This is a genomic window from Bradyrhizobium sp. USDA 3240, from assembly GCF_054063295.1.
In genome coordinates this window covers 4,789,983-4,810,426 of record NZ_JBSSGD010000002.1, presented here as the reverse complement: position 1 = coordinate 4,810,426, position 20,444 = coordinate 4,789,983, and the positions used below count along the sequence as shown (strand labels likewise).

16 protein-coding genes and 1 pseudogene are annotated in these 20,444 nt (G+C 65.4%); 16 read left to right on the top strand and 1 reads right to left on the bottom strand.

Features of this window, described 5'->3' with window-relative positions; genetic code table 11:
- Window positions 1-3 precede the first annotated feature (3 nt).
- The 5 genes from ACVIGA_RS23480 (at window position 4) to ACVIGA_RS23460 (ending at window position 5,687) form a co-directional block, all read left to right on the top strand.
- The gene (locus ACVIGA_RS23480) at window positions 4-2,451 is read left to right on the top strand and encodes an adenylate/guanylate cyclase domain-containing protein (protein ID WP_456668147.1); all 2,448 of its coding nucleotides are present in this window, start codon (window positions 4-6) and stop codon (window positions 2,449-2,451) included.
- A gap of 214 nt (window positions 2,452-2,665) precedes the next feature.
- Entirely contained in the window at window positions 2,666-2,875 is a 210-nt protein-coding gene (locus ACVIGA_RS23475) for a cold-shock protein (RefSeq protein ID WP_029084280.1), read from the top strand.
- Window positions 2,876-3,101: 226 nt separating this feature from the next.
- Complete coding sequence (locus ACVIGA_RS23470) at window positions 3,102-3,347, top strand: hypothetical protein (RefSeq protein ID WP_223974466.1); 246 nt, start codon at window positions 3,102-3,104, stop codon at window positions 3,345-3,347.
- Window positions 3,348-3,892: 545 nt separating this feature from the next.
- Window positions 3,893-4,801, top strand: a complete 909-nt coding sequence (locus ACVIGA_RS23465) for an alpha/beta fold hydrolase (RefSeq protein WP_456668146.1) — start codon at window positions 3,893-3,895, stop codon at window positions 4,799-4,801.
- 7 nt (window positions 4,802-4,808) lie between these two features.
- Window positions 4,809-5,687, top strand: a complete 879-nt coding sequence (locus ACVIGA_RS23460) for an efflux RND transporter periplasmic adaptor subunit (protein ID WP_456668145.1) — start codon at window positions 4,809-4,811, stop codon at window positions 5,685-5,687.
- 171 nt (window positions 5,688-5,858) lie between these two features.
- Here ACVIGA_RS23460 and ACVIGA_RS23455 read toward each other — a convergent pair whose 3' ends face one another.
- The gene (locus tag ACVIGA_RS23455; RefSeq protein WP_456668144.1) at window positions 5,859-6,713 is read right to left on the bottom strand and encodes a caspase family protein; all 855 of its coding nucleotides are present in this window, start codon (window positions 6,711-6,713) and stop codon (window positions 5,859-5,861) included.
- Between the two features lie 370 nt (window positions 6,714-7,083).
- Here ACVIGA_RS23455 and ACVIGA_RS23450 point away from each other — a divergent pair, with 370 nt between their 5' ends.
- The 11 genes and pseudogenes from ACVIGA_RS23450 to ACVIGA_RS23400 all read left to right on the top strand — a co-directional run bounded on the left by ACVIGA_RS23450 (window position 7,084) and on the right by ACVIGA_RS23400 (window position 20,256).
- Window positions 7,084-8,811, top strand: coding sequence for a hypothetical protein (locus ACVIGA_RS23450; RefSeq protein ID WP_456668143.1), 1,728 nt, complete (start codon window positions 7,084-7,086; stop codon window positions 8,809-8,811).
- Window positions 8,812-9,059: 248 nt separating this feature from the next.
- Window positions 9,060-9,785 carry a thermonuclease family protein gene (locus ACVIGA_RS23445; RefSeq protein ID WP_456668142.1) on the top strand — a complete coding sequence of 242 codons (726 nt, stop codon included), beginning with the start codon at window positions 9,060-9,062 and terminating at the stop codon, window positions 9,783-9,785.
- A gap of 82 nt (window positions 9,786-9,867) precedes the next feature.
- On the top strand, window positions 9,868-10,704 hold the full coding sequence (locus tag ACVIGA_RS23440) for an LssY C-terminal domain-containing protein (RefSeq protein WP_456668141.1): 837 nt from the start codon (window positions 9,868-9,870) through the stop codon (window positions 10,702-10,704).
- A 137-nt stretch (window positions 10,705-10,841) separates the two neighbouring features.
- Entirely contained in the window at window positions 10,842-12,026 is a 1,185-nt protein-coding gene (locus ACVIGA_RS23435; RefSeq protein ID WP_456668140.1) for a pyridoxal-phosphate-dependent aminotransferase family protein, read from the top strand.
- 230 nt (window positions 12,027-12,256) lie between these two features.
- A pseudogene (locus ACVIGA_RS23430) lies at window positions 12,257-13,182 on the top strand (IS110 family transposase).
- A 215-nt stretch (window positions 13,183-13,397) separates the two neighbouring features.
- Complete coding sequence (locus tag ACVIGA_RS23425) at window positions 13,398-13,706, top strand: GIY-YIG nuclease family protein (RefSeq protein ID WP_456668139.1); 309 nt, start codon at window positions 13,398-13,400, stop codon at window positions 13,704-13,706.
- 281 nt (window positions 13,707-13,987) lie between these two features.
- The gene (locus tag ACVIGA_RS23420; RefSeq protein ID WP_456670870.1) at window positions 13,988-15,040 is read left to right on the top strand and encodes an ABC transporter ATP-binding protein; all 1,053 of its coding nucleotides are present in this window, start codon (window positions 13,988-13,990) and stop codon (window positions 15,038-15,040) included.
- A 23-nt stretch (window positions 15,041-15,063) separates the two neighbouring features.
- Window positions 15,064-16,128: an ABC transporter substrate-binding protein gene (locus ACVIGA_RS23415; protein ID WP_456668138.1), complete on the top strand. Its 1,065-nt coding sequence runs from the start codon at window positions 15,064-15,066 to the stop codon at window positions 16,126-16,128.
- Between the two features lie 137 nt (window positions 16,129-16,265).
- Window positions 16,266-16,472 (top strand): hypothetical protein, encoded by a 207-nt coding sequence (locus ACVIGA_RS23410; RefSeq protein ID WP_456668137.1) that lies wholly within the window; start codon window positions 16,266-16,268, stop codon window positions 16,470-16,472.
- 68 nt (window positions 16,473-16,540) lie between these two features.
- Window positions 16,541-17,980, top strand: coding sequence for an ABC transporter permease (locus ACVIGA_RS23405; RefSeq protein WP_456668136.1), 1,440 nt, complete (start codon window positions 16,541-16,543; stop codon window positions 17,978-17,980).
- Window positions 17,981-18,147: 167 nt separating this feature from the next.
- Window positions 18,148-20,256, top strand: a complete 2,109-nt coding sequence (locus tag ACVIGA_RS23400; protein ID WP_456668135.1) for a S9 family peptidase — start codon at window positions 18,148-18,150, stop codon at window positions 20,254-20,256.
- Window positions 20,257-20,444: the final 188 nt, after the last annotated feature.

The following is a 20,444-nucleotide window of genomic DNA, read 5'->3' as shown; positions in this document are numbered from 1 at the left end:
TGGATGAACGGGGCACCGGACAAGGGCAAGAACTGGTTCCTGCGCGGCGGCCTGTTCGCCAAATACGTCCTCGCGCTGGTCGGCCTCGTCGTGTTCGTGCTGGCGGTCAACGGTGCGCTCGAGACCTGGATCAGCTATCGCGGCATCAAGAGCACGCTGACGGATGCGATGAGCGAGAAGGCGGACGCCACCGCCAAGCGCATCGAGCAATCGATCGCCGACCTCGAGCGACAGATCTCCTGGGTCACCCGCGCCTCCTCCAACACCATCGAGCTGCGCCGCGCCGACTATGCCCAGCTGCTCGGCCAGGTGCCGGCGGTGAACCAGCTCACTTTGATCAACGGCCAGGGCCGCGAGGTGCTGCGGCTGTCGCGCCAGACCGTCACGCTGAACTCCAATGCCGATCTCTCCCGCGACTTCCGCTTCACCGAGGCAATCGAGCGCGGTACCGCCTACGTGCCGGCGTACTTCCGCGACGAGCGGCCGTATATGTCGATCGGCGAGCAGCATTCCGGCTTCAACGCCGGCGTCACGGTGGCCGAGATCGACCTGCGCTTCCTGGGCGATTATTTCGGCGATTCCCAGGTCGGCCGCACGGCCTATGCCTATCTCGTCGACGCCAAGGGCCGCGTGCTGGCGAGCTCGTCGAAGGGACCTGAAATCGGCAAGGACCTCACCGCGCTGCCGCAGGTCGCCGCGGTGCTGTCGCGGAGCGGCAGACCGGTCACCTCCGGCAAGGATGTCGACGGCAACGCGGTGCTGACGACGGCGACGGCAGCGCCGGACCTCGGCTGGCACGTGTTTGTCGAGCAGCCGACCGCGCAGGCGCTGTCGCCGATCCGCGACCAGCTGGTGCGCATCGCGCTTTTGATCGCGCTCGGCCTCGTGGTCGCGATCATCGCGGGCACGATTTTGGCGCGGCGCATGCTGGTACCGATCACGGCGCTGCGCACCGGCGCGCGGCGGTTAGGGGCCGGCGATTTCGGCCACCGCATCGAGGTGAAGACCGCGGATGAGCTGGAGGAGCTCGCCGGGCAATTCAACAGCATGGCCTCGCAGCTTGCCGAGACCTACTCCGGCCTCGAAGGCAAGGTGAAGGAGCGCACGCGGGATCTCGCGCAATCGATCAACGAGCTGAAGGTGCTGGAGGAGGTCGGCCGCGCGGTGGCGTCCTCGCTCGACCTCAACGCCGTGCTGCCGACGGTCGCCGCTCGCGCGCTCGAGATCACGCATGCCGACGCCGTGTTGATCTATGGCTATGATGCGGCACAGCGCACGTTCAACCTGGCGCAGTCGATCGGCATCGACGCCGAAGCCGAGGGCCATCACCGCGCGATCGACGCCGCGAACAGCCCGCTCGGCGAGGCCGCAGCCAAGGGCGAGCCGCTGGCGTTCCCCGATCTCGCCGCAAGTCCTGATGATCCGCCCGATCATCCCTTGCGCGACGTCGTGGTCGGCGCCGGCTTCCACTCGGTCCTGGTGGTGCCACTGGTCGACCAGCAGGGCGTGCTCGGCTCGCTGGTAGTGCTGCGCAAGGCGGCCGGCGATTTCCCCGCGAGCCTGATCGGCCTGATGAAGACTTTCGCGCACCAGGCCGTGCTGGCGATGCGCAATGCGCGGCTGTTCACCGAAGTGGACCAGAAGAGCCACGCGCTGGAAGAGGCCAACACCACCGTGCGCGAGCAGGCCGACAAGCTGCGCGAGCAGACGGAGGCGCTCAAGGACTGGAACAAGTCGCTGGAGCAGCGGGTCGAGACCCAGCTCGGCGAGATCGAGCGCATCCGAAGGCTCGAGCGCTTCCTAGCGCCGCAGGTGGCGCAGCTGATCGCCTCCTCCGATAATCCCGAGGGCCTGCTCGACAGCCACCGTCGCGAGGTCACCGTCGTGTTCTGCGACCTGCGCGGCTTCACCGCCTTCACCGAGGCGACTGAGCCGGAAGAGGCGATGAACGTGCTGCGCGAATATCACGCAGCGCTCGGCAAGCTGATCTTCAAGTACGAGGGCACGCTCGACAAATATGCCGGCGACGGCGTGATGATCCTGTTCAACGCGCCGATCCAGCTCGCCGACCACACCGCGCGCGCGGTGCGGATGGCGGTGGAGATGCGCGACACGGTCGGCCCGCTGACCGAGAAGTGGCGCAACCGCGGGCATACCCTGGGCTTCGGCATCGGCATTGCGCTCGGCTATGCCACGCTCGGCCAGGTCGGCTTCGAGCAGCGGCTGGAATATGCCGCGATTGGCAGCGTCACCAACCTCGCCTCCCGCCTGTGCGGCGAGGCCAAGGCCGGCCAAATCGTGGTGAGCCGCCGTGTCTTCGGCATGGTCGAGCCCCATGTCGAAGGCCGCGCCATCGACGACCTCGTGCTGAAGGGCTTCAATCACCCGATCCTGGCCGCGGAAATCCTGAGCTGGAAGGGCGAGCCGTCAGCGGAAGCGGCGGCGGAGTGATCCGCGCTCCCTCCATTCCCACAATCCGAGCGGGAACCCGGTACCGTCAGAACCTTGCATTCGCGGGGAAAGTGTGTATAGTGTGGCCATTCGATTAGCCGTTGCGCCTTGTTGAATGGTCAGAACGGCCCTCCTCCAAAGACATCGTCAGTTGAATGGATGGCGCGCGATTCTGCGCAACACATGCGCAAACGCGCAATTTGGAGAAGAGAAGATGGCGACAGGTACTGTGAAGTGGTTCAACGGTCAGAAGGGTTTTGGTTTCATCGAGCCGAGCGACGGCAGCAAGGATGTGTTCGTTCACATCAGCGCAGTCGAGCGTGCCGGTCTGACCGGCCTCGCTGAAGGCCAGAAGGTCTCGTTCGAGCTGAAGACCGACAAGATGCGCGGCAAGACCAGCGCCGAGAATCTTCAGATCGTCTGAGGTTCTTGCTTCGGCATGATTTCCGCGCAAACGCGTTCCGCGTTTGCCGCGATCATGCCAGTTCGTCATTCCACGGATGTACTGGGATGACGTCGCGACCCGCTCGGTCCACCGGATTGGGCGGGTTTTTGCGTATCTTTTTGCGCGTGATCCTGCCGGGCGCCGCGCCGGCGCGTGCGACGAATGCGAACCTCCATGCAGGGATCGCGCTTTGAAGAGGATGCCGATGAGCGCCAGAAAGCCCGACCCATCGCCCGCAAGTCTTGCGAGGGCCGACCGCCAGCGGCTTGCGGCCGAGGAAGGCGCGCGCGCCATCGCCGAAGTCGAGCGTGACGCGACCGCGATCCGCAAGAACATGGAGCGCCTGCGCGCACTGCGCGAAGCCCGCGAGGCCAAGGCTGCGGCCGAGGCCGAGTTGGCGCCGGCACCCATCGCCAAGAAGAAGGCTCGCGTGAAGCGCATCGTGCGCTGACGCTGCGCTGTGGTCGCCTCCGCACCGCTAGCAGTCCCGTCATCCTGAGGTGCGAGCGCGGCGAGCCTCGAAGGATGCACGGCCACCAGCCGGACCGTCGACCCTTCGAGACGGCCGCGTCGCGGCCTCCTCAGGGTGACGGCGCTGCACCCAATCTAGTCCCCGACCAACATTGTCAAGCAGCTGCAGAATATGCGTTCGCGATCTTGCGGCATGTTGCGCCCGAGGGATGCGATCAACTCACCCTCATTGATCGTGAGAGGGCGCAGGGAAGGCCGGGCGCTGAGTTGGGATGTCAAGGCAACTTCTGATACTCAGAATAATGGAAGCGGCTAAAAAATAGCAACTGTTACGACATTGCTTTCATTTCCGCGAACACTCACGAGCTTCAAATCACCATCCAGTGAATCTGTTTGCCTCCGCAATCACGATCACGACCCCACCCGCCCCTCCCAGGAATAACCCATCCCCCTCCTCGCTCGCGTCATGACGGGCGCGCGGGAACCGCGCGCTCGGAGAACAAGAACACGCGAGGATCGGGTTTGATGACAGGATTGGACGGGACGCACGCGGCGGCGTCGGTGGTGGCGCTGCACTGCTCGCTGGGGTCGGGACGGCAATGGACGAAGCTTGCGGGCGCGCTCGGTGGCACGCCGTTCATGGCGCCGGATATTTCCGGCTATGGCGTTGCCGCCTGCGGGCGCGACTGGCCGCGGACGCTGGATGGCGAGATCGCGCGGCTCGAGCCCTGGCTCGCCAAGGCCACGGGGCCGATCCATCTGGTCGGGCATTCCTATGGCGGGGCGATCGCGTTTCGGCTGGCGACCACTTCGCCGTATGCGCAGCGCATCCGTAGCCTGACGCTGATCGAGCCGGTGCTTCCGACGTTGTTGCGCGACGGGTCCGCCGACGTGCGGCTGTACGATCGCTTCGCGCGGATCGCGCAGGTGGTGTCGCAGGATATTTTCGACGGCGCGGTGCTGGAGGCGGTCGAGGCATTCACCGCGTTCTGGGCCGGCTCCGGCCCGCGCGAGCAGTTCTCGCCGAGCGGGCGGCTGCGGATGGTCGAGCAGGCAGACAAGCTGCCTTACGATTTCAACGCCACGCTCGATCTCGACGGTGTGGCGGCGGCGGCGCGCGCCTTGCGGGTGCCGACGCTATTGGTGTCGGGCGGCCTGTCGCCCTATGTGACGCAGCGCATTGTCGCAAAACTCGCCGCGATCATTGATGGCGCCGAGATGCGGCATCTGCCGGCGGCCGGCCACATGCTGCCGGTGACGCATGCCGAGCGGGTCAATCCGGAGATCCTGCGGCACATCTGGCGCGCCGAGGAGCTGGCGAAGCTCGAGCTCGCCGCGTGTGCCGGGCCGGCCGAGGCGGCTGCCGCCGCGGCGCAGCCGGCTGGCTCGATGAGGCCGCATCTGGTATTCAGGAGGCCCTCATTTTGGGAATAGTTTGCCGATGATTTTGCCTCGCCTGCGCGCTGCCGCCCTCGCCGCTTCCGCGCTGCTTCTGCTCGCGGCTTCTCCCGCGCTTGCCGCGGGCGAGGCTGATGCCGTGCCGAAGGGCGCGGCGGTGACGGTGCTGAAGGCCTCGAAATTCTGCTTCGGCAACATCGTCGAGGTCTCCGGCATCGTGCTGCCGCGCGACGAGCAGCAGATCCGGCCCGACCGCTTCGGCTTGAAGGTGGCGGAGGTGAAGGCCGATCCCGGCGACACCGTCACCGCGGGCCAGGTGCTGGCGCGGCTGACCGACGGCACCAATTCGATCAACCTCACGGCGCCGGTTGCGGGCACGATCTCGGCGTCCTCGGCGATCGTGGGCGCGCCGGCATCGGGCAAGGATGCGCTGTTCTCGATCATCGCCAGAAACGAATACGATCTGGTCGGCATGGTGCCGACCCGCGACATCGCCAAGCTGAAAACCGAGCAGACCGCGCGGCTCAAGATCATCGGCGCCGGTGAGATGGACGGCAAGGTGCGGACGATCGCGCCGACCATCGAGCCGAACAGCCAGCTCGGCCAGGTCTTCGTCGGCATCGGATCGAACCAGCGGCTGCTGGTGAATTCGGCCGGCCGCGCGCAGATCAAGACCGGGCAGAGCTGCGGCGTCGCGGTGCCGCTGACCGCGATCCTCTATTCCACCGCCGGCACCGTGGTGCAGGTGGTGCGCGGCGGCCGTGTCGAGACGCGGCGGGTCGAGACCGGATTGATGTCGGCCGGCCAGGTCGAGATCCGCGACGGCATTTTGGAAGGCGACATCGTCGTCGCCCGCGCCGGCGCGCTGCTGCGCGAGGGCGATCCGGTGCGGCCCGTGGCCGCGAGCGCGGACGCGAAGTAGACGGCGTTCCATCCACGGCGTCGCCCCGGACAAGCGAAGCGCGACCCGGGACCCATAACCACGAATGCGAATTGTCTTGAAGAGCTGTGGCCACAGCGCGCTTCAACAACACAGCCCTGTGGTTATGGGTCCCGGCCTTCGCCGGGACGACGTGGGGGAGGGAGCTGGGGCTCAGCCGCCGAGCTTGATGTCTTCCAGCAGCGAGGACGACACGCTCGGCACCTGCTCGCCTTCGCTGGCGCGGGAGATCGCGACGCGGGTCTTGTTGAAGGCGGTCTCTGCGCCGGCCTGAGCGTTGAGGTTGTTGATCAGCTCGGAAACCAGGACGCTGTTGGGCGCTGAAGAGTCGTCGGCGACCTTGCCCGGCGTCGCCGAGGTCAGCACGATGGTGTTGTCCGGCGGGCTGATCGGGGCGAGGCCGTGCGAGAAGGCACGGAAGCGGCGCTCATAGGGATTGCGGCGCGAGGCATCGAGCACGACGAGCTTGGCTTTCGCGCCACGCTCCTTCATCGCATCGAGCACGGACTCGACGCTGACGCCGGTGCGCTTGACGTCGGCCTCCTTCCAGATCGTGGCATCGACCGGGATCATGTAGCTCTCACGACCGACCTGCACGCCGTAGCCGCCGAAGAACAGCATCACGACGGTGTCGGGCCGGATCTTGGCCTTCATACGCTCGACCGCGCGGAACATGTCGTCCTTGGTCGCGTCCTCGACCACGTCGACGTCAAAACCTTCGCGGCGCAGCGCCGACGACAAAGTGCGGGCATCGTTGATCGGCTGGACCAGCGGCGCGGCGGCGTCCGGATAGTGGCCGTTGCCGATGATCAGCGCGAGGCGGGAGGCGCCGGCCGCAACGCTGCCGGTCTGCCCGGTGGCGACGGAGCCGGTGACAGCCTCCTTGGCAACATCCGGTGTCCGCTTGTTGAGCGCGGCATGAGCGCCAATCGCCAGCGACACCGTGCCGGCCACCGCCACGCAGGCGGCGATGGTGCGACGGGAAATATGAAGCTGCCTAAGGTTCATAACGTTCTAGTCCCAATCTCTATCCCGATGGCGTTCGAGCGAAATCGCGCCAGTTAGTCGCGTCAGTGACGATCAGGTTTAATGGGGTTGAGGTGTGTGTGGCCGTTGAATTGATCTCAATTTGCGGCGCCGCAACAAACACTCCCTTAACCCGGCCGGACCGCCGGAGCAACCCGGTTTGCGGCATGCTGCCGCCCGGCAGAGGCCATTGACGCCGTTAAGATCCCGTTACGTGACTTCGGTCACATTTGTATTTCGTACGGATTCATGTAACTTTCCAAAGGCTTGCGAGTTTGGGGGAGGACCGGGGGAAACACCGCCGGGGCGGCGGCGTTAACCGGTTCCTTGAGAAAGGCACGCTTTGAGCTTCTTGGGCCTTCACGAAATCGCCGGGACGGTGTGCCGGGCGCTGACCGCCAGGAAGGACGGCCCGTCGCTTTACGACGTCTGCGACCCCGTGCTGCAGGCCTATTGCGGCGGCGATGCCCATCTCGGAAAATTCTACCGGACCGCGCTCGGCAATCCGCCGCTGCGCGCGCTGCTCCGCCGCACCGGCCTGCCCGCCCTCAACGACCCCGACCGCCTGGCGAACCTGCGCGCGGCGCTGGTCCAGGCGCGCGACGCCGCGGCGCCGGACTGGGCCGCGATCGGCGCCCCGGTCGCGGACCTGATGGACGGCATCGCCGTGCGCCACCCCGCCCCGCCGGCCGCGGCCGCCCCTCACCACTCGCCCACGATGGCCGAGATCGACCGCGTGATCCGCGTAACCGGCACGCATCTGCTCGGTTCGTTCACCAAAAACGGCTTCATCCCGACCTATGCTGCCTTCAACCTGATCGGCGATGCCGACATCAGCGGGCGCGAGATGCTGATGGCGCTGACCGGGCTGAATGCGCGCGGCTACAAGAACTCGACCTTGCTGTTCAGCCTGGCGCGGATCTTCATCGCGCATTCGCCGGCGCGCACGCTGATCAACCCGCCATGGCGCGGCATCGCCGAGCCGATGTGGGAGCCGGTGCAGATCCGCCACCGCTCGGCCTATTACGACGCCTTCTTCACCGAGGCCCTGCTGAGTTTTGTCGAGACCGGGCTCGCGTCATCGGATGAGGCCGGCGCGGCGCGGCGCGCGATCTCCGACATGGTGGACTTCTGCCTGAAGACCAGCGCCGAGGAGGTGCCGTCGCATGACGGCTCGGTCGTGAAGGTGATCACCGCGCTGGCGCCGGGGCGGCATCCGCGCTTCTCGCGCTTCTTCGCCCAGATCAAGCAGGACCTCGGCTTCGGCGTCTATGTGCCCGACTGCGACACCACGGCGTGTTCGTTCTCGGCCGCCACACAAGCCGGCTCCGACGATCCGATCCTCAAGCAGCCGCTGCTGGATTTCTACCGCGGCTACCAGGTGCGATCAGGCGCCAACGAGCCGCGCGTCACCGTGCCGCTCAACGATAATATCGATTACGAAGGCGGCGTCGTCACCTGGATCGATAATCTCAGGGGCGAGCGGCCCTATGGCAACGACCTCGATCCGACGCTGAACCTCGACATCCTCGAGGTCTCGTTTCGCAACCTCGCCCGCTGGCAAATCATCGAGACGCCGCAGCGGCTGGAGACGGTGCATCGCATCATCGCGTTCCAGAAGAATCTGGTCGAAAGCGGCGCGTTCAGGAATCCGCGCTCGCATATCTATTATTTGCCGGAGCTCTATTCGGCCTATTTCGGCCGCTGCTACGCCGCCTTCATCGCGCTGCCGCTGCCGGCGCAGCGCGTCATCGATCCCGGCAATGTGTTCGCGCTGATCCGCGCGCGCGTGCTCGGCTATGTGCAGTGCGAGCTGATCGCGCATGAGATGAACCCGTTCGACGCGGCGCTCGCGCTGATGGCGCTGGCGCATCTCGGCGCCGAGGTTTCGAGCTTCACGCCGGCGCTGCACTGCATCGTGCAAGGCCTCGGCGAGGGCGGCCGCAAGGGGCCCTACAGGGCCTATGAATGGAATAAGATGAAGACCCCGACGCGGATCCTGGTCGGCGGGCCCGAGGTGACGTCGGCCTTCGTGCTGATGGCCCTCGCGCTGGCCAGGAAGCGAATGGTTGCGGTGTAGTTGCGTAGCCCGGATGGAGCGCAGCGAAATCCGGGGACCATCTTTCAACGGAAACACTGTCCCGGATTGCGCTTCGCTCCATCCGGGCCACGGACCTCAAGGGGCAAATGGCGCAGACGCACGGGGATGACGCGAAGTTGAAACTGGCGGAAACACGACACCACTGGCAGGGTTGCCCAATTGCCCGCACAATCCTCGCCGATGCTTTGGGCCCTGAACGCTGAACGAAAGACTGGCCGGAAACGCCGATGCTCAAGACGCTGCTCACTGCTGGCCTGCTGCTGTCGCTGCCGACGCTGGCTGTCGCCGCCGACATCACCGGCGTGCCGAAGATCCGCGACGGCGACCAGCTCATGATCGGCAGCGTCAAGATCCGGCTCGGCGGCATCGACGCGCCGTCGACCGACCAGCTCTGCCTCAACACCAAGGGTGAGCGCTGGACCTGCGGCGTCGCCGCGCGCGACGAGCTGATCAAGCATGCCGGCCACAAGAGCTGGACCTGCCACGCCCGCTCGGTCGATCGCCGCGGCCGCACCATTGCGCGCTGCGAGGTCGACGGCGAGGACATCCAGAAGTGGATGGTCAGCAATGGCTGGGCGCTGGCCTACACCCGCATCTCGCATGACTACGAGCCGGACGAGAAAGCGGCGCGCGAGGCCAAGGCCGGGATGTGGCAGGGCGCATTCATCGCGCCGTGGGACTGGCGCGTGCGCAACAAGAAGACCACCGTGCTCGGCACCGTGAAGCCGCCGGAAGGCGCCAACGCGATCCTGCTCGCCTCCGCCTCCGGCCCGGTGGCGCCCTCGCCCGACTGCACCATCAAGGGCAACGTCAACCGCTCCGGCGAATGCATCTTCCACCAGCCGACCAGCCGCTGGTACGCCAAGATCGAGATGAAGATCTCAAAGGGCACGCGCTGGTTCTGCTCGGTCGAGGAAGCCGAGGCCGCCGGCTGCCGCGAGACGCGGCGCTGACAAGTGATGGAATGAGTTTTACGTGCGGCCGCATAGGCAATGCGTCCCCTCTCCCGCTTGCGGGGGAGGTAAGGAGGCGGTCGTGACTGACGTCGAAATCATCCCGCCTGCGGCGCGCCGTCGCAAACGCGTGCGCTATCTGCAGCTGTTGCTGTTCGTCCTCGTCACCTATCTGATCGCGGCCTATCTGGTGCTGCCGGCGCTGTGGACGCATTACGAGCACCAGAAGGGCCTCGCCAATCTGCCGATGGTGACCCGGACCGCGCAGGGCATTCCTGGTGACCCCATGAATGTCGGGCTGATCGGCGACACCAAGGACGTGGTCTGCGCGATGCACGAGGCCGGCTGGTTCCCGGCCGATCCGGTCACGCTGAAATCCTCGATCGAAATCGTCGGCTCCGTGCTGCTCGACCGTCCCTACAAGGATGCGCCGGTGAGCAACCTGTTCTATCTCGGCCGCCGCGAAGACCTCGCCTTCGAGCGGCCGGTCGGCGCAAGCGCGGATCGCCGCAATCATGTCCGTTTCTGGCGGGTGCTCGATCAGGGCGAGGAAAAGCGCCCGGTGTGGCTCGGCGCCGCGACGCTCGACCGCAGTGTGGGCATCAGTAGCTACACCGGCGCGGTGACGCATCATATCGCGGCCGATCTCGATGCCGAGCGCGCGCTGCTTGCGACCGACCTCGAATCCGCCGGCATGGTCACCGCGAAATACCAGGTCACCGGCATCGGCCCGACCTTTGACGGGCATAATGGCGGCGGCGACCTCTATTACACCGACGGTGAAATCTGGGTGATGCGGCTGGTCGAGGCCTGCCGCAAGAACGACGGCACCGTCGAGCAGATTCCGAGCCCTGCCGCGACCCAGTTCAAGGACCAGATCTGGCGTTCCGTGGTCGAGACCATCGACAAAGACAAATAAGGCCCGGCTGTGTCCCGCGCTTTTGGAAACGCTGGATTGCTTTGACCTGCTCGCAATCGCGGCCGCGATGGAATATCGTCCGGACTTGCCCCCTCACACGCATGATTTGCGTAGCTTTACCCAAAAGGAACAGGACGATGACCGTTCGCGCGGGCCGGGAATTTCTGGCCATCCCCGGGCCCACCACGATGCCCGATCAGGTGCTGCAGGCGATGCATCGCCCGGCGCTCGATATCTACTCCGCCGAGATGCTCGAACTGACCGAAAGCCTGCTGCGCGATCTCTCGAAGCTGTTCGCCACCATGGGCAAGTCCTACATCTACATCGCCAACGGCCACGGCGCCTGGGAGGCGACGCTCTCCAACGTGTTGTCGCGCGGCGACAAGGTGCTGGTGCTGGAGAGCGGGCGCTTTGCGATCGGCTGGGGCCAGGCGGCGGCCGCTATGGGCGCCGATGTCGAGGTGTTGAAAGGCGACTGGCGTCGCGCGATTCGCCCGGCGGAGGTCGAGGAGCGGCTGCGCCGCGACAAGGAACACAAGATCAAGGCGATCCTCGCCGTGCAGGTCGACACCGCGTCGGGCGCCTATAACGACATCGAGGCGATCGGCAAGGCGATCAAGGCGGCGGGCCATCCCGCGCTGTTCATGGTCGACACCGTCGCCTCGCTCGGCTGCATGCCGTTCGAGATGGACAAATGGTATGTCGACGTCGCGATGTCCGGCTCGCAGAAGGGCCTGATGACGCCGCCCGGCCTCGGCTTCGTCGCCGCCAATGACCGCGCCTGGGATGCACACAAGAAGGCCGACCTGCGCACGCCGTATTGGGACTGGACCGAGCGCGAGGGCTCGGAGCACTATCGCAAATATGCCGGCACCGCGCCGGTGCATCTGCTGTTCGCGCTGCGCGAGGCGATCAACATGCTGCACGCCGAGGGTCTGGAGAATGCCTTCGAACGGCATCGGCTGCTCGGCGAAGCGGTGCGCCGCGCCGTCGCCGTCTGGGGCGAGGGCCAGGTGCTCGGCTTCAACATCACTAAACCCGCCGAACGCTCCAACACGGTGACGACCGTGACCGTGAAGGGCGCCGATCCCGCCGCGATCCAGCGCTATGCCAAGGAGAAATGCGGCGTGGTGCTCGGCACCGGCATCGGCGATTTGCAGGGCCAGGCGTTCCGCATCGCGCATATGGGCCACGTCAACGCGCCGATGATCCTCGGCACGCTCGGCGTCGTCGAGGTCGCGCTGACCGCGCTGAACATCCCGCACGGCAAAGCCGGCGCCGACGCCGCGATCCAGTGGCTCGGCGAGAACGTGAAGGCGTAGGCTTCCTGGCTGTCCCCCAAAGCTCCGGATGAGCGCATTCGACCCGTCATCCTTGTAAGTCTCGAATCGCCGGATCGGATAGAGTGCCCGGTGCGGTAACGGACGGGAGACCGCTTCATCCCAGGGCTTTGAAGCCCGATCCTCAGCGCGGCGCCCCGTCCGTTGTTCCATTGAACCCGAACAGTCGCGAGGGCCGCCTGGCGAGCCCGGTTGCGCAAGGAGGGGTGCAGATGGACGCGATCTACGTTGGCATTGATGTGTCGAAGGACCGGCTGGACGTGCATGTGCGTCCGAGCGGGGAAGCCTTTGCCGTGGCGCGTGACGGCAAAGGCTTGGAAGAGCTCGTTGCGCGCTTGCAGGTGATCTCGCCGGCGCTGATTGCGGTGGAGGCAACCGGCTGACCATCGTCGCTGCTGCGCTGGCGGGCGCTCAGCTGCCGCTGGTGGTGGTCAATCCGGCCCAGATCCGGCACTTCGCGCAGGCGGTTGGTCAGCGTGCCAAGACGGACCCGATCGATGCGGCAGTGATCGCGCGGTTTGTCGAGGCCGTAAAGCCGGAGCCACGTGCCATGCCGGATCAGGAAGCCCGGCTGCTGGCTGAACTGGTCAGCCGCCGACGGCAGATCATCGAGATGATCGTTGCCGAGCGTCAGCGCGAGAAGCGGGCCGAGAACGTCCGTGTCCGCAAGAGCCTTGCCCGCCATATCAAGGTCCTCGAGAAGGAGCTGCCGGAGATCGACAACGACATCGACACGCTGGTGCGCGGCTCGCCAGTCTGGCGCGCCAAGGAGGAACTGCTGGTCAGCTTTCCTGGCGTGAGCAACACCCTCGCGCGGACCTTCCTTGCCGAGGTGCCGGAGCTCGGCGCACTCAATCGGCGCCAGATCGCGAGCCTCGCCGGTCTTGCCCCGTTCACCCGCCAGTCGGGCCGCTGGAAGGGCAAGAGCATGATCGGCGGCGGAAGAGCCAAGCTGCGCGCCGGGCTCTACATGGCCGCTCTGTCGGCCAGCCGATACCATCCGCAGCTCAAGGTCTTCTATCGGCGCCTGGTGACCGCTGGTAAGCCCAAGATGGTCGCCCTCAGCGCCGTTGCGCGCAAAGTTCTCACCACCCTCAACGCCATGCTCAGGGACAAAAAACCATGGCAACCCGCTTGACGAAGAACACAGTCGCTGAGGAGGCGCGTCAGCGCCGAAGGATCGACGGCCGAGTTGCCGCCGCGAAAGAATCTAAGCGCGCTGGGACATCTGGGCCGTACATCCTTCGAGACGCGCGCAAGAGCGCGCTCCTCAGGATGACGGGTTACTTTGCCCATTGACTGTCGTCACATTCACGCCATTCTTGATCCACGCGTACGCGCGAGATCATCACAATGGGCATCTACGTCTACATGCTTCGCTGCGCCGACAACTCCTTCTACGTCGGGAGCGCCACGGGTGACGATCTCGCGCCACGCATCGAACAGCACAATGCAGGTGCCTTCCCAGGTTATACCCATAACCGCCGACCGGTCGTCCTCGTCTGGTCGGAGTATTTCGAGCGCATTACTGATGGCATCGCGGCCGAGCGGCAGATCAAGGGCTGGAGCCGGGCAAAGAAGGAAGCATTGATCAAATCGGATTGGGCCACGATCAGCCGACTGGCTCATCGACGCGGAGCAATCCCTTCCCCGTCATCCTGAGGAGGCCGCGCAGCGGCCGTCTCGAAGGATCGACGGCCGTGCTCCCGCCGCGAGAGAATCGGAGTGCGTGGAAACAGCCGGGCCGTCGATCCTTCGAGACGCGCGCAAGAGCGCGCTCCTCAGGATGACGGGAGAAATGACCGGAGACGCAACGAAGCGGCACCTCGACTTTATGACGGGGCCTCAACACTTTTCGTCGTCATCGATTTCCGCTTTACTGCCGGCAACGGCCGGGCACGGATCCCTGCGACAGAACAAGATGGAGGGATCGCTTGGCATCGGTGGAGTTGCGTGGCCTGGTCAAGCGGTTTGGATCGTTTGTCGCGGTTGATGATGTCTCGCTCACGATCGATCACGGCCAGCTGGTCTGCCTGCTTGGGCCGTCCGGCTGCGGCAAGACCACGACGCTGCGGCTGATCGCCGGGTTCCTCGAACCGTCCGGCGGCGAGATCCGCGTCGGCGACCGCGTCGTGTCGTCGAAGGCGCGCACGCTGCCGCCCGAACAGCGCAACATGTCGATGATCTTCCAGAGCTACGCGCTGTGGCCGCACATGACGGTGGCCGAGAACATCGTCTATGGGCTGCGCCTGCGCAAAATGGATCGCGACACCATTGCGAAAAAGCTCGCGGCGATCCTGGCGACCACCAAGCTGGAGCCGCTGGCGCAGCGCTATCCGGGCGAGCTCTCCGGCGGCCAGCAGCAGCGCGTCGCGCTGGCGCGCGCGCTGATCGTCGGTCCCGAGACGCTGCTGCTCGACGAGCCGCTGTCCAATCTCGATGCCAATCTGCGCGAGGAGATGCGGTTCGAGATCCGCCGCCTGCACGACGAGTATCGCTACACCACCGTCTACGTCACCCACGATCAATCCGAAGCGATGACGACCGCCGATCTGATCGCGGTGATGAATGCCGGCAAGATCGATCAGCTCGGCAGTCCTGAAGACATCTATGCGCGGCCGGAATCCGAATTCGTCGCGCGCTTCATCGGCGCGGCCAACGTGATCAAGGGCACCGCGCGCGATGCGACCCACGTCGAATTCGCCGGCGCTGTTCTCGCAGTGGTCGGCGCCAGGCTCACGGCCGGCCAGAGCGCGCCGGTCGCGATCCGCCAGCATGAAATCCAGCTCTCGACGCAAGCGCCCGCTATCGCGCAGAACACGCTCAAGGCGATCGTGACGCGGCAGGTCTATCTCGGCATGAACCGCGACTACATGGTGGAAACCTCTGACGGCACCTCGCTGCGGGTGACCACGCCGACGGAGACCGCGGTCGAGAAGGGCAGCGAGGTCTGGCTGACATTGCCACCCGAGCGCTGCCGCGCGCTCAGCCGATAACGAATAAGAAACGGAGGGACGCGATGCGGAAGCAAATCTCCAGACGCCACGTCCTGAAAGGCTCTGCGGCGCTTGCGCTTGGCAAGATATTCGCTTCGCCGGCGCGCGCGGCAGCGCCCGAGCCGGCCGCGATCACGCCTGACCTGATCGCGGCCGCGACCAAAGAAGGCAAGCTCGTGTTCTATTCGTCAATGGACCTGCCGGTCGGCGAAAAGCTCGGCAAGGCGTTCGAGGCCGCCTATCCCGGCATCACGGTGCAGATCGAGCGCTCCGGCTCGGAGCGGCTGTTCCAGCGCGTAGCGCAGGAATTCGATTCCAACATCCACGCCGCCGACGTCGTCAACAGCGCCGATGCCTCGCACTTCATCCCATGGAAGAAGAACGGCTGGCTGATGCCGTTCGTGCCGGAGGACGTCGCCAGGCACTTTCCCGATGGATATCGCGATCCGGACGGCATGGCCGCGACCACGCGGCTGTGGCTGTCGTCGATCGCCTACAACACCAACCTGGTGAAGGCGGAGGATGCACCGAAAAGCTTTGCCGACCTGCTCGATCCAAAGTGGATCGGCAAGATGGTGAAGGGCCATCCGGCCTATAGCGGCACCATCATGACCACGACGTTTCAGATCGTGCGCGAGCTCGGCTGGCCCTACCTGGAGAAGCTTTCGAAGCAGCGCGTGATGCAGGTGCAGTCCTCGACCGATCCACCGAAGAAGCTCTCGCTCGGCGAGCGCGCCGTGATGGCCGACGGCAATGAATACGGCATCGTGCTGCTGAAGGAGGCCGGGCAGCCGGTCGAGCCGGTCTACCCGACCGAGGGCACGCCGACAATCTCGGGACCGACCGGTATCTTCGCCGGTGCGCCGCATCCGAACGCCGCAAAACTGTTTCAGGCCTGGCTGCACACCCGCGAGACCCAGCAGTTCTTCGTCGACTTCACCGGGCAGTATTCGGTGCATGCGCAGGTGCAGCCGAAGGCCGGCCGGCGCAAGCTCTCCGACATCAAGCTGATGAAGGAGGATCCGGCGGGGGTGGAGGCGATGACCGAAGAGATCAAGACGCGCTATGCGCGGCTGTTTCGGGTTTAGATGCTACGGCCTTCACACCAATCGTCATTCCGGGATGCGCCTCTTGGCGCAGGCCCGGAATCCATACTCACGATGGTGGTTATGGATTCCGGGCTCGCGCTGCGCGCGCCCCGGAATGACGGGGAGAGAGTCTTCAAATGACAACCACCGCCTCCCCCGCCGCCCGCCCCCGCATTGACTGGACACGCCCCGTCCTGTGGCTGTTCGCAGCGGTGCTCATCCTCCTCATCCTGCTGCCGCTGTCGTGGCTCGCGGTCTACGCCTTTACTGACAAGAATCGCCATCCGACGCTGCAAAACTTCGTCACGCTGTTCAGCAATCCGATTTCCTCGATCCGCTGCTGACGACCGCGATCATCGCGACGACCTCGGCGCTGATCTGCTGCATCGTCGCGGCGCCACTCAGCTGGCTGGTGTCGCGCACCGACATGCCGGGCCGGCAGACCATCCGCGCGCTGGTGACTGCTTCGTTCGTGACGCCGCCGTTTCTCGGCGCGGTCGCCTGGGAGTTGCTGGCGGCACCGAATTCGGGGCTGCTCAACCAGCTCTACCGGCTGTTCGCAGGCGAAGATGCCGACGCGCTGTTCAACATCTATTCGATGACCGGGATCATCTTCGTGATCTCCTGCTACACCTTCCCGTTCGTGTTCGTGCTGGTGGCCAATGCGCTCGACACTATGCCGGGCGAGCTGGAAGACGCCTCCGCAATCCTCGGCGGCAATGCCTGGACCACGGCTCGGCGGGTGACGATCCCGCTCGCGCTGCCCGCTTTGGTCGCGGGCGCGCTGATCGCATTCCTGCAGGCGATGACGCTGTTCGGCTCGCCGGCGATCCTGGCACTGCCGGCCGGCTTTCACACCATGACGGCCAAGATCTGGAGCCTGTTCCAGTATCCGCCGAAGCTCGAGCTGGCGGCGGCCGCCGCGGTGCCGCTGCTGGCGTTGACCATCCTGCTGCTGCAGGGGCAGAAGGCGCTGCTTGGCCGCCGCGGCTATTCGGTGATCGGCGGCAAATATGGCGCGCCGCGCCGGGTCGAGTTGCGCGGCTGGCGCTGGGCCGCGCTCGGCTTCTGCCTTTTGGTCCTGCTCAATCCCGTATTCCTGCCCTACCTCGCGCTGCTCAACGCCGCGTTCTCGCCCAACGCCACCACGCTGGTGACGCCGTCGACACTGACCTTGCACAACATCGTCTTCGTGTTCACCGAGCTGTCGTCGACGCACCTTGCGCTGAAGAACACCGTGATCCTGGGCGCCGCGACTGCGACGATCGGCACCATCCTCGCGCTCGTCATCGCCTATGTCACGACGCGCAAGGTGATCGCGGGCCATCGCGTGCTCGGTTTCCTTGCCACCGCGCCGGTCGCCGTTCCCGGCATCGTGCTCGGTGTCGGCCTGTTCCTGAGCTACACGCGGCCGCCCTTCGTGCTGTACGGCACGCTGTGGATCTTGCTACTGGCGTTCCTCACCATCAATTTGCCGTCGGCCTATCAGCAATTGCAGGCGGCATTCACGACCATTCATCCCGAACTCGAGGAAGCGAGCCGCATCCTCGGCGCGACGCGGCTGCAGGCGCTGCGCCAGATCACCGCCCCCCTGCTGCGCACCGGCGTGATCGCGACCTGGTGCTTCATCTTCATCGGCGTGATGCGGGAACTGTCGGCCGCGATCGTGCTGTTCACCTCGCAGACCAAGGTGCTGTCGGTCCTGATCTACGACCTCAACGAGGGCGGCGATCTCGCCGCGATCGCGGTACTCGGCATCGCGATGCTGGTGATCACATTCGCCGTGGTGCTGGTGGTGAATCAGATCCCGATGTCCGGCGGCAATGCGGGCGCGAGGCTGCGGAACGGGTAAGCGCTGTTTTCTCCCCGTCATTGCGAGGAGCGAAGCGACGAAGCAATCCATCCTATCCCGTCGGCGAGAGATGGATTGCTTCGCTGCGCTCGCAATGACGCCCCACCCATCTGGCAATCGCCACATTCATCCCGATATAGAGCGGAACCCCGCACCATGAGGATCGCGTGACCAAATCCGCCACCACAACATCGCCCCCTGTCGCGCCGCGCCGGCCGCATTCCTTCACCACCCACGGCATCACGGTGACCGACGACTATGCCTGGATCAAGGATCCGAAATGGCAGGAGGTGCTGCGCGATCCCTCGATCCTCGATCCTGACATCCGGAGCTATCTCGAAGCCGAGAACGGCTACACCGAGAGCCTGCTCGGCCATACCGACGGCTTGCAGAAGCGGCTGGTCAAGGAGATGCGCGGGCGGATCAAGGAGGATGATTCCAGCGTGCCGTCGCCGGACGGCCCGTTCGCCTATTTCCGCAAGTTCCGCGAGGGCGGCCAGCATGAGCTGTACTGCCGCACGCCGCGCGACGGCGGCGACGCGCATGTCGTGCTCGACGGCGACGCGCTGGCGAAGGACCACGAATATTTCAAGTTCGGCGGCAGCCGGCATTCCAACGACCATCGCCTGCACGCCTGGAGCGCCGACACCAAGGGCTCCGAATATTTCTCGATTCGCGTGCGCGACTGGGCAACCGGCGGCGATCTCGACGACCTCGTCGAGGAGACCGATGGCGGCGTGGTCTGGGCCGCGGATTCCAGAAGTTTCTTCTACGTCAAGCTCGACGACAATCACCGCCCGATGCAGGTGTGGCGACACAGGCTCGGCACCAGGCAGGCCGACGACACCCTGATCTACGAGGAGCAGGATGCCGGCTGGTTCACCCATCTGCACGAGAGCGCGAGCGGCCGCTTCTGCGTGATCGCCGGCGGCGACCATGAGACCTCCGAGCAGCGGCTGATCGATCTTTCCAATCCCGACGTGCCGCCACGGGTGGTCGCAGCGCGCGAGGAAGGCGTGCAATATTCGATCGCCGACCGCGGCGACGAACTCTTCATCCTGACCAATGCCGACGACGCCATCGACTTCAAGGTCGTCACCGCACCGCTCGCCGCGCCCGAGCGCGCCAACTGGCGCGACCTGATCCCGTATCGCGAGGGCGTCTATGTGCTCGACGTCGAGCTCTATTCCGGCCACATGGTGCGGCTGGAGCGCGCCAATGCGCTGCCGGCGATCATCATCCGCGACCTCAAGAGCGACGAAGAGCACGCGATCGTGTTCGACGAGGCGGCCTATTCGCTCGATACCATGGGCGGCTACGAGTTCGACACCACCAATTTACGGTTTGCCTATTCGTCGATGACGACGCCGTCGGAGGTCTATGACTACGATATGGCGACGCGGACGCGGGTATTGCGCAAGCGGCAGGAGATTCCGTCCGGCCATAACCCCGCCGACTACGTCACCACGCGCATCATGGCGACCTCGCATGACGGCGCGCAGGTGCCGGTCTCGATCCTGCACCGCAAGGACTTTGTCCGTGACGGCAACGCGCCGCTCTTGCTCTATGGCTACGGCTCCTACGGCATGGCGATGCCGGCGTCGTTTGCCGCCAACCGGCTGTCGCTGGTCGACCGCGGCTTCGTCTATGCGATCGCGCATATCCGCGGCGGCGCCGACAAGGGCTGGGGCTGGTATCTCGACGGCAAGCGCGAGAAGAAGACCAACACGTTCGACGATTTCGCCGCCGCCGGAAGCGCTTTGATCGAGGCGAAATACACGGGTGCAAAACGCATCGTCGGCCATGGCGGCTCGGCCGGCGGCATGCTGATGGGCGCGGTCGCCAACCGCGCCGGCGAGTTGTTTGCCGGCATCGTTGCCGAAGTGCCGTTCGTCGACGTGCTCAACACCATGCTCGACGACACGCTGCCGCTGACGCCGCCGGAATGGCCGGAATGGGGCAACCCGATCGAGAGCGAAAAGGATTTCCGCACCATCCTGTCCTATTCGCCTTACGACAATGTCGCGGCCAAGGACTATCCGGCGATCCTGGCGATGGGCGGACTCACCGATCCCCGCGTCACTTATTGGGAGCCGGCGAAATGGATCGCGCGGCTGCGCGCCACCATGCGTGGCGGCGGCCCGGTGCTGCTGCGCACCAACATGGGCGCCGGCCACGGCGGCGCCTCCGGCCGCTTCAACCGCCTCGACGAGGTCGCAATCGTCTACGCGTTTGCGCTGTGGGCGGTCGGGATGGCGGACAAGGCGGAAGTGTAGCGAGGTCCCGTAGCCCGGATACCTCCCCATTGTCGTCCTGGCGAAAGCCAGGACCCATACCGCGTGATCTATCGAGCAAGGAAGTCGCAGTACCACGGCACTGCTAATCTTCGCCAAACCCCTCCCTGTGGTTATGGGTCCCGGCCTTCGCCGGGACGACGGCTGCATGCGTGGCGGTCACTCATCCA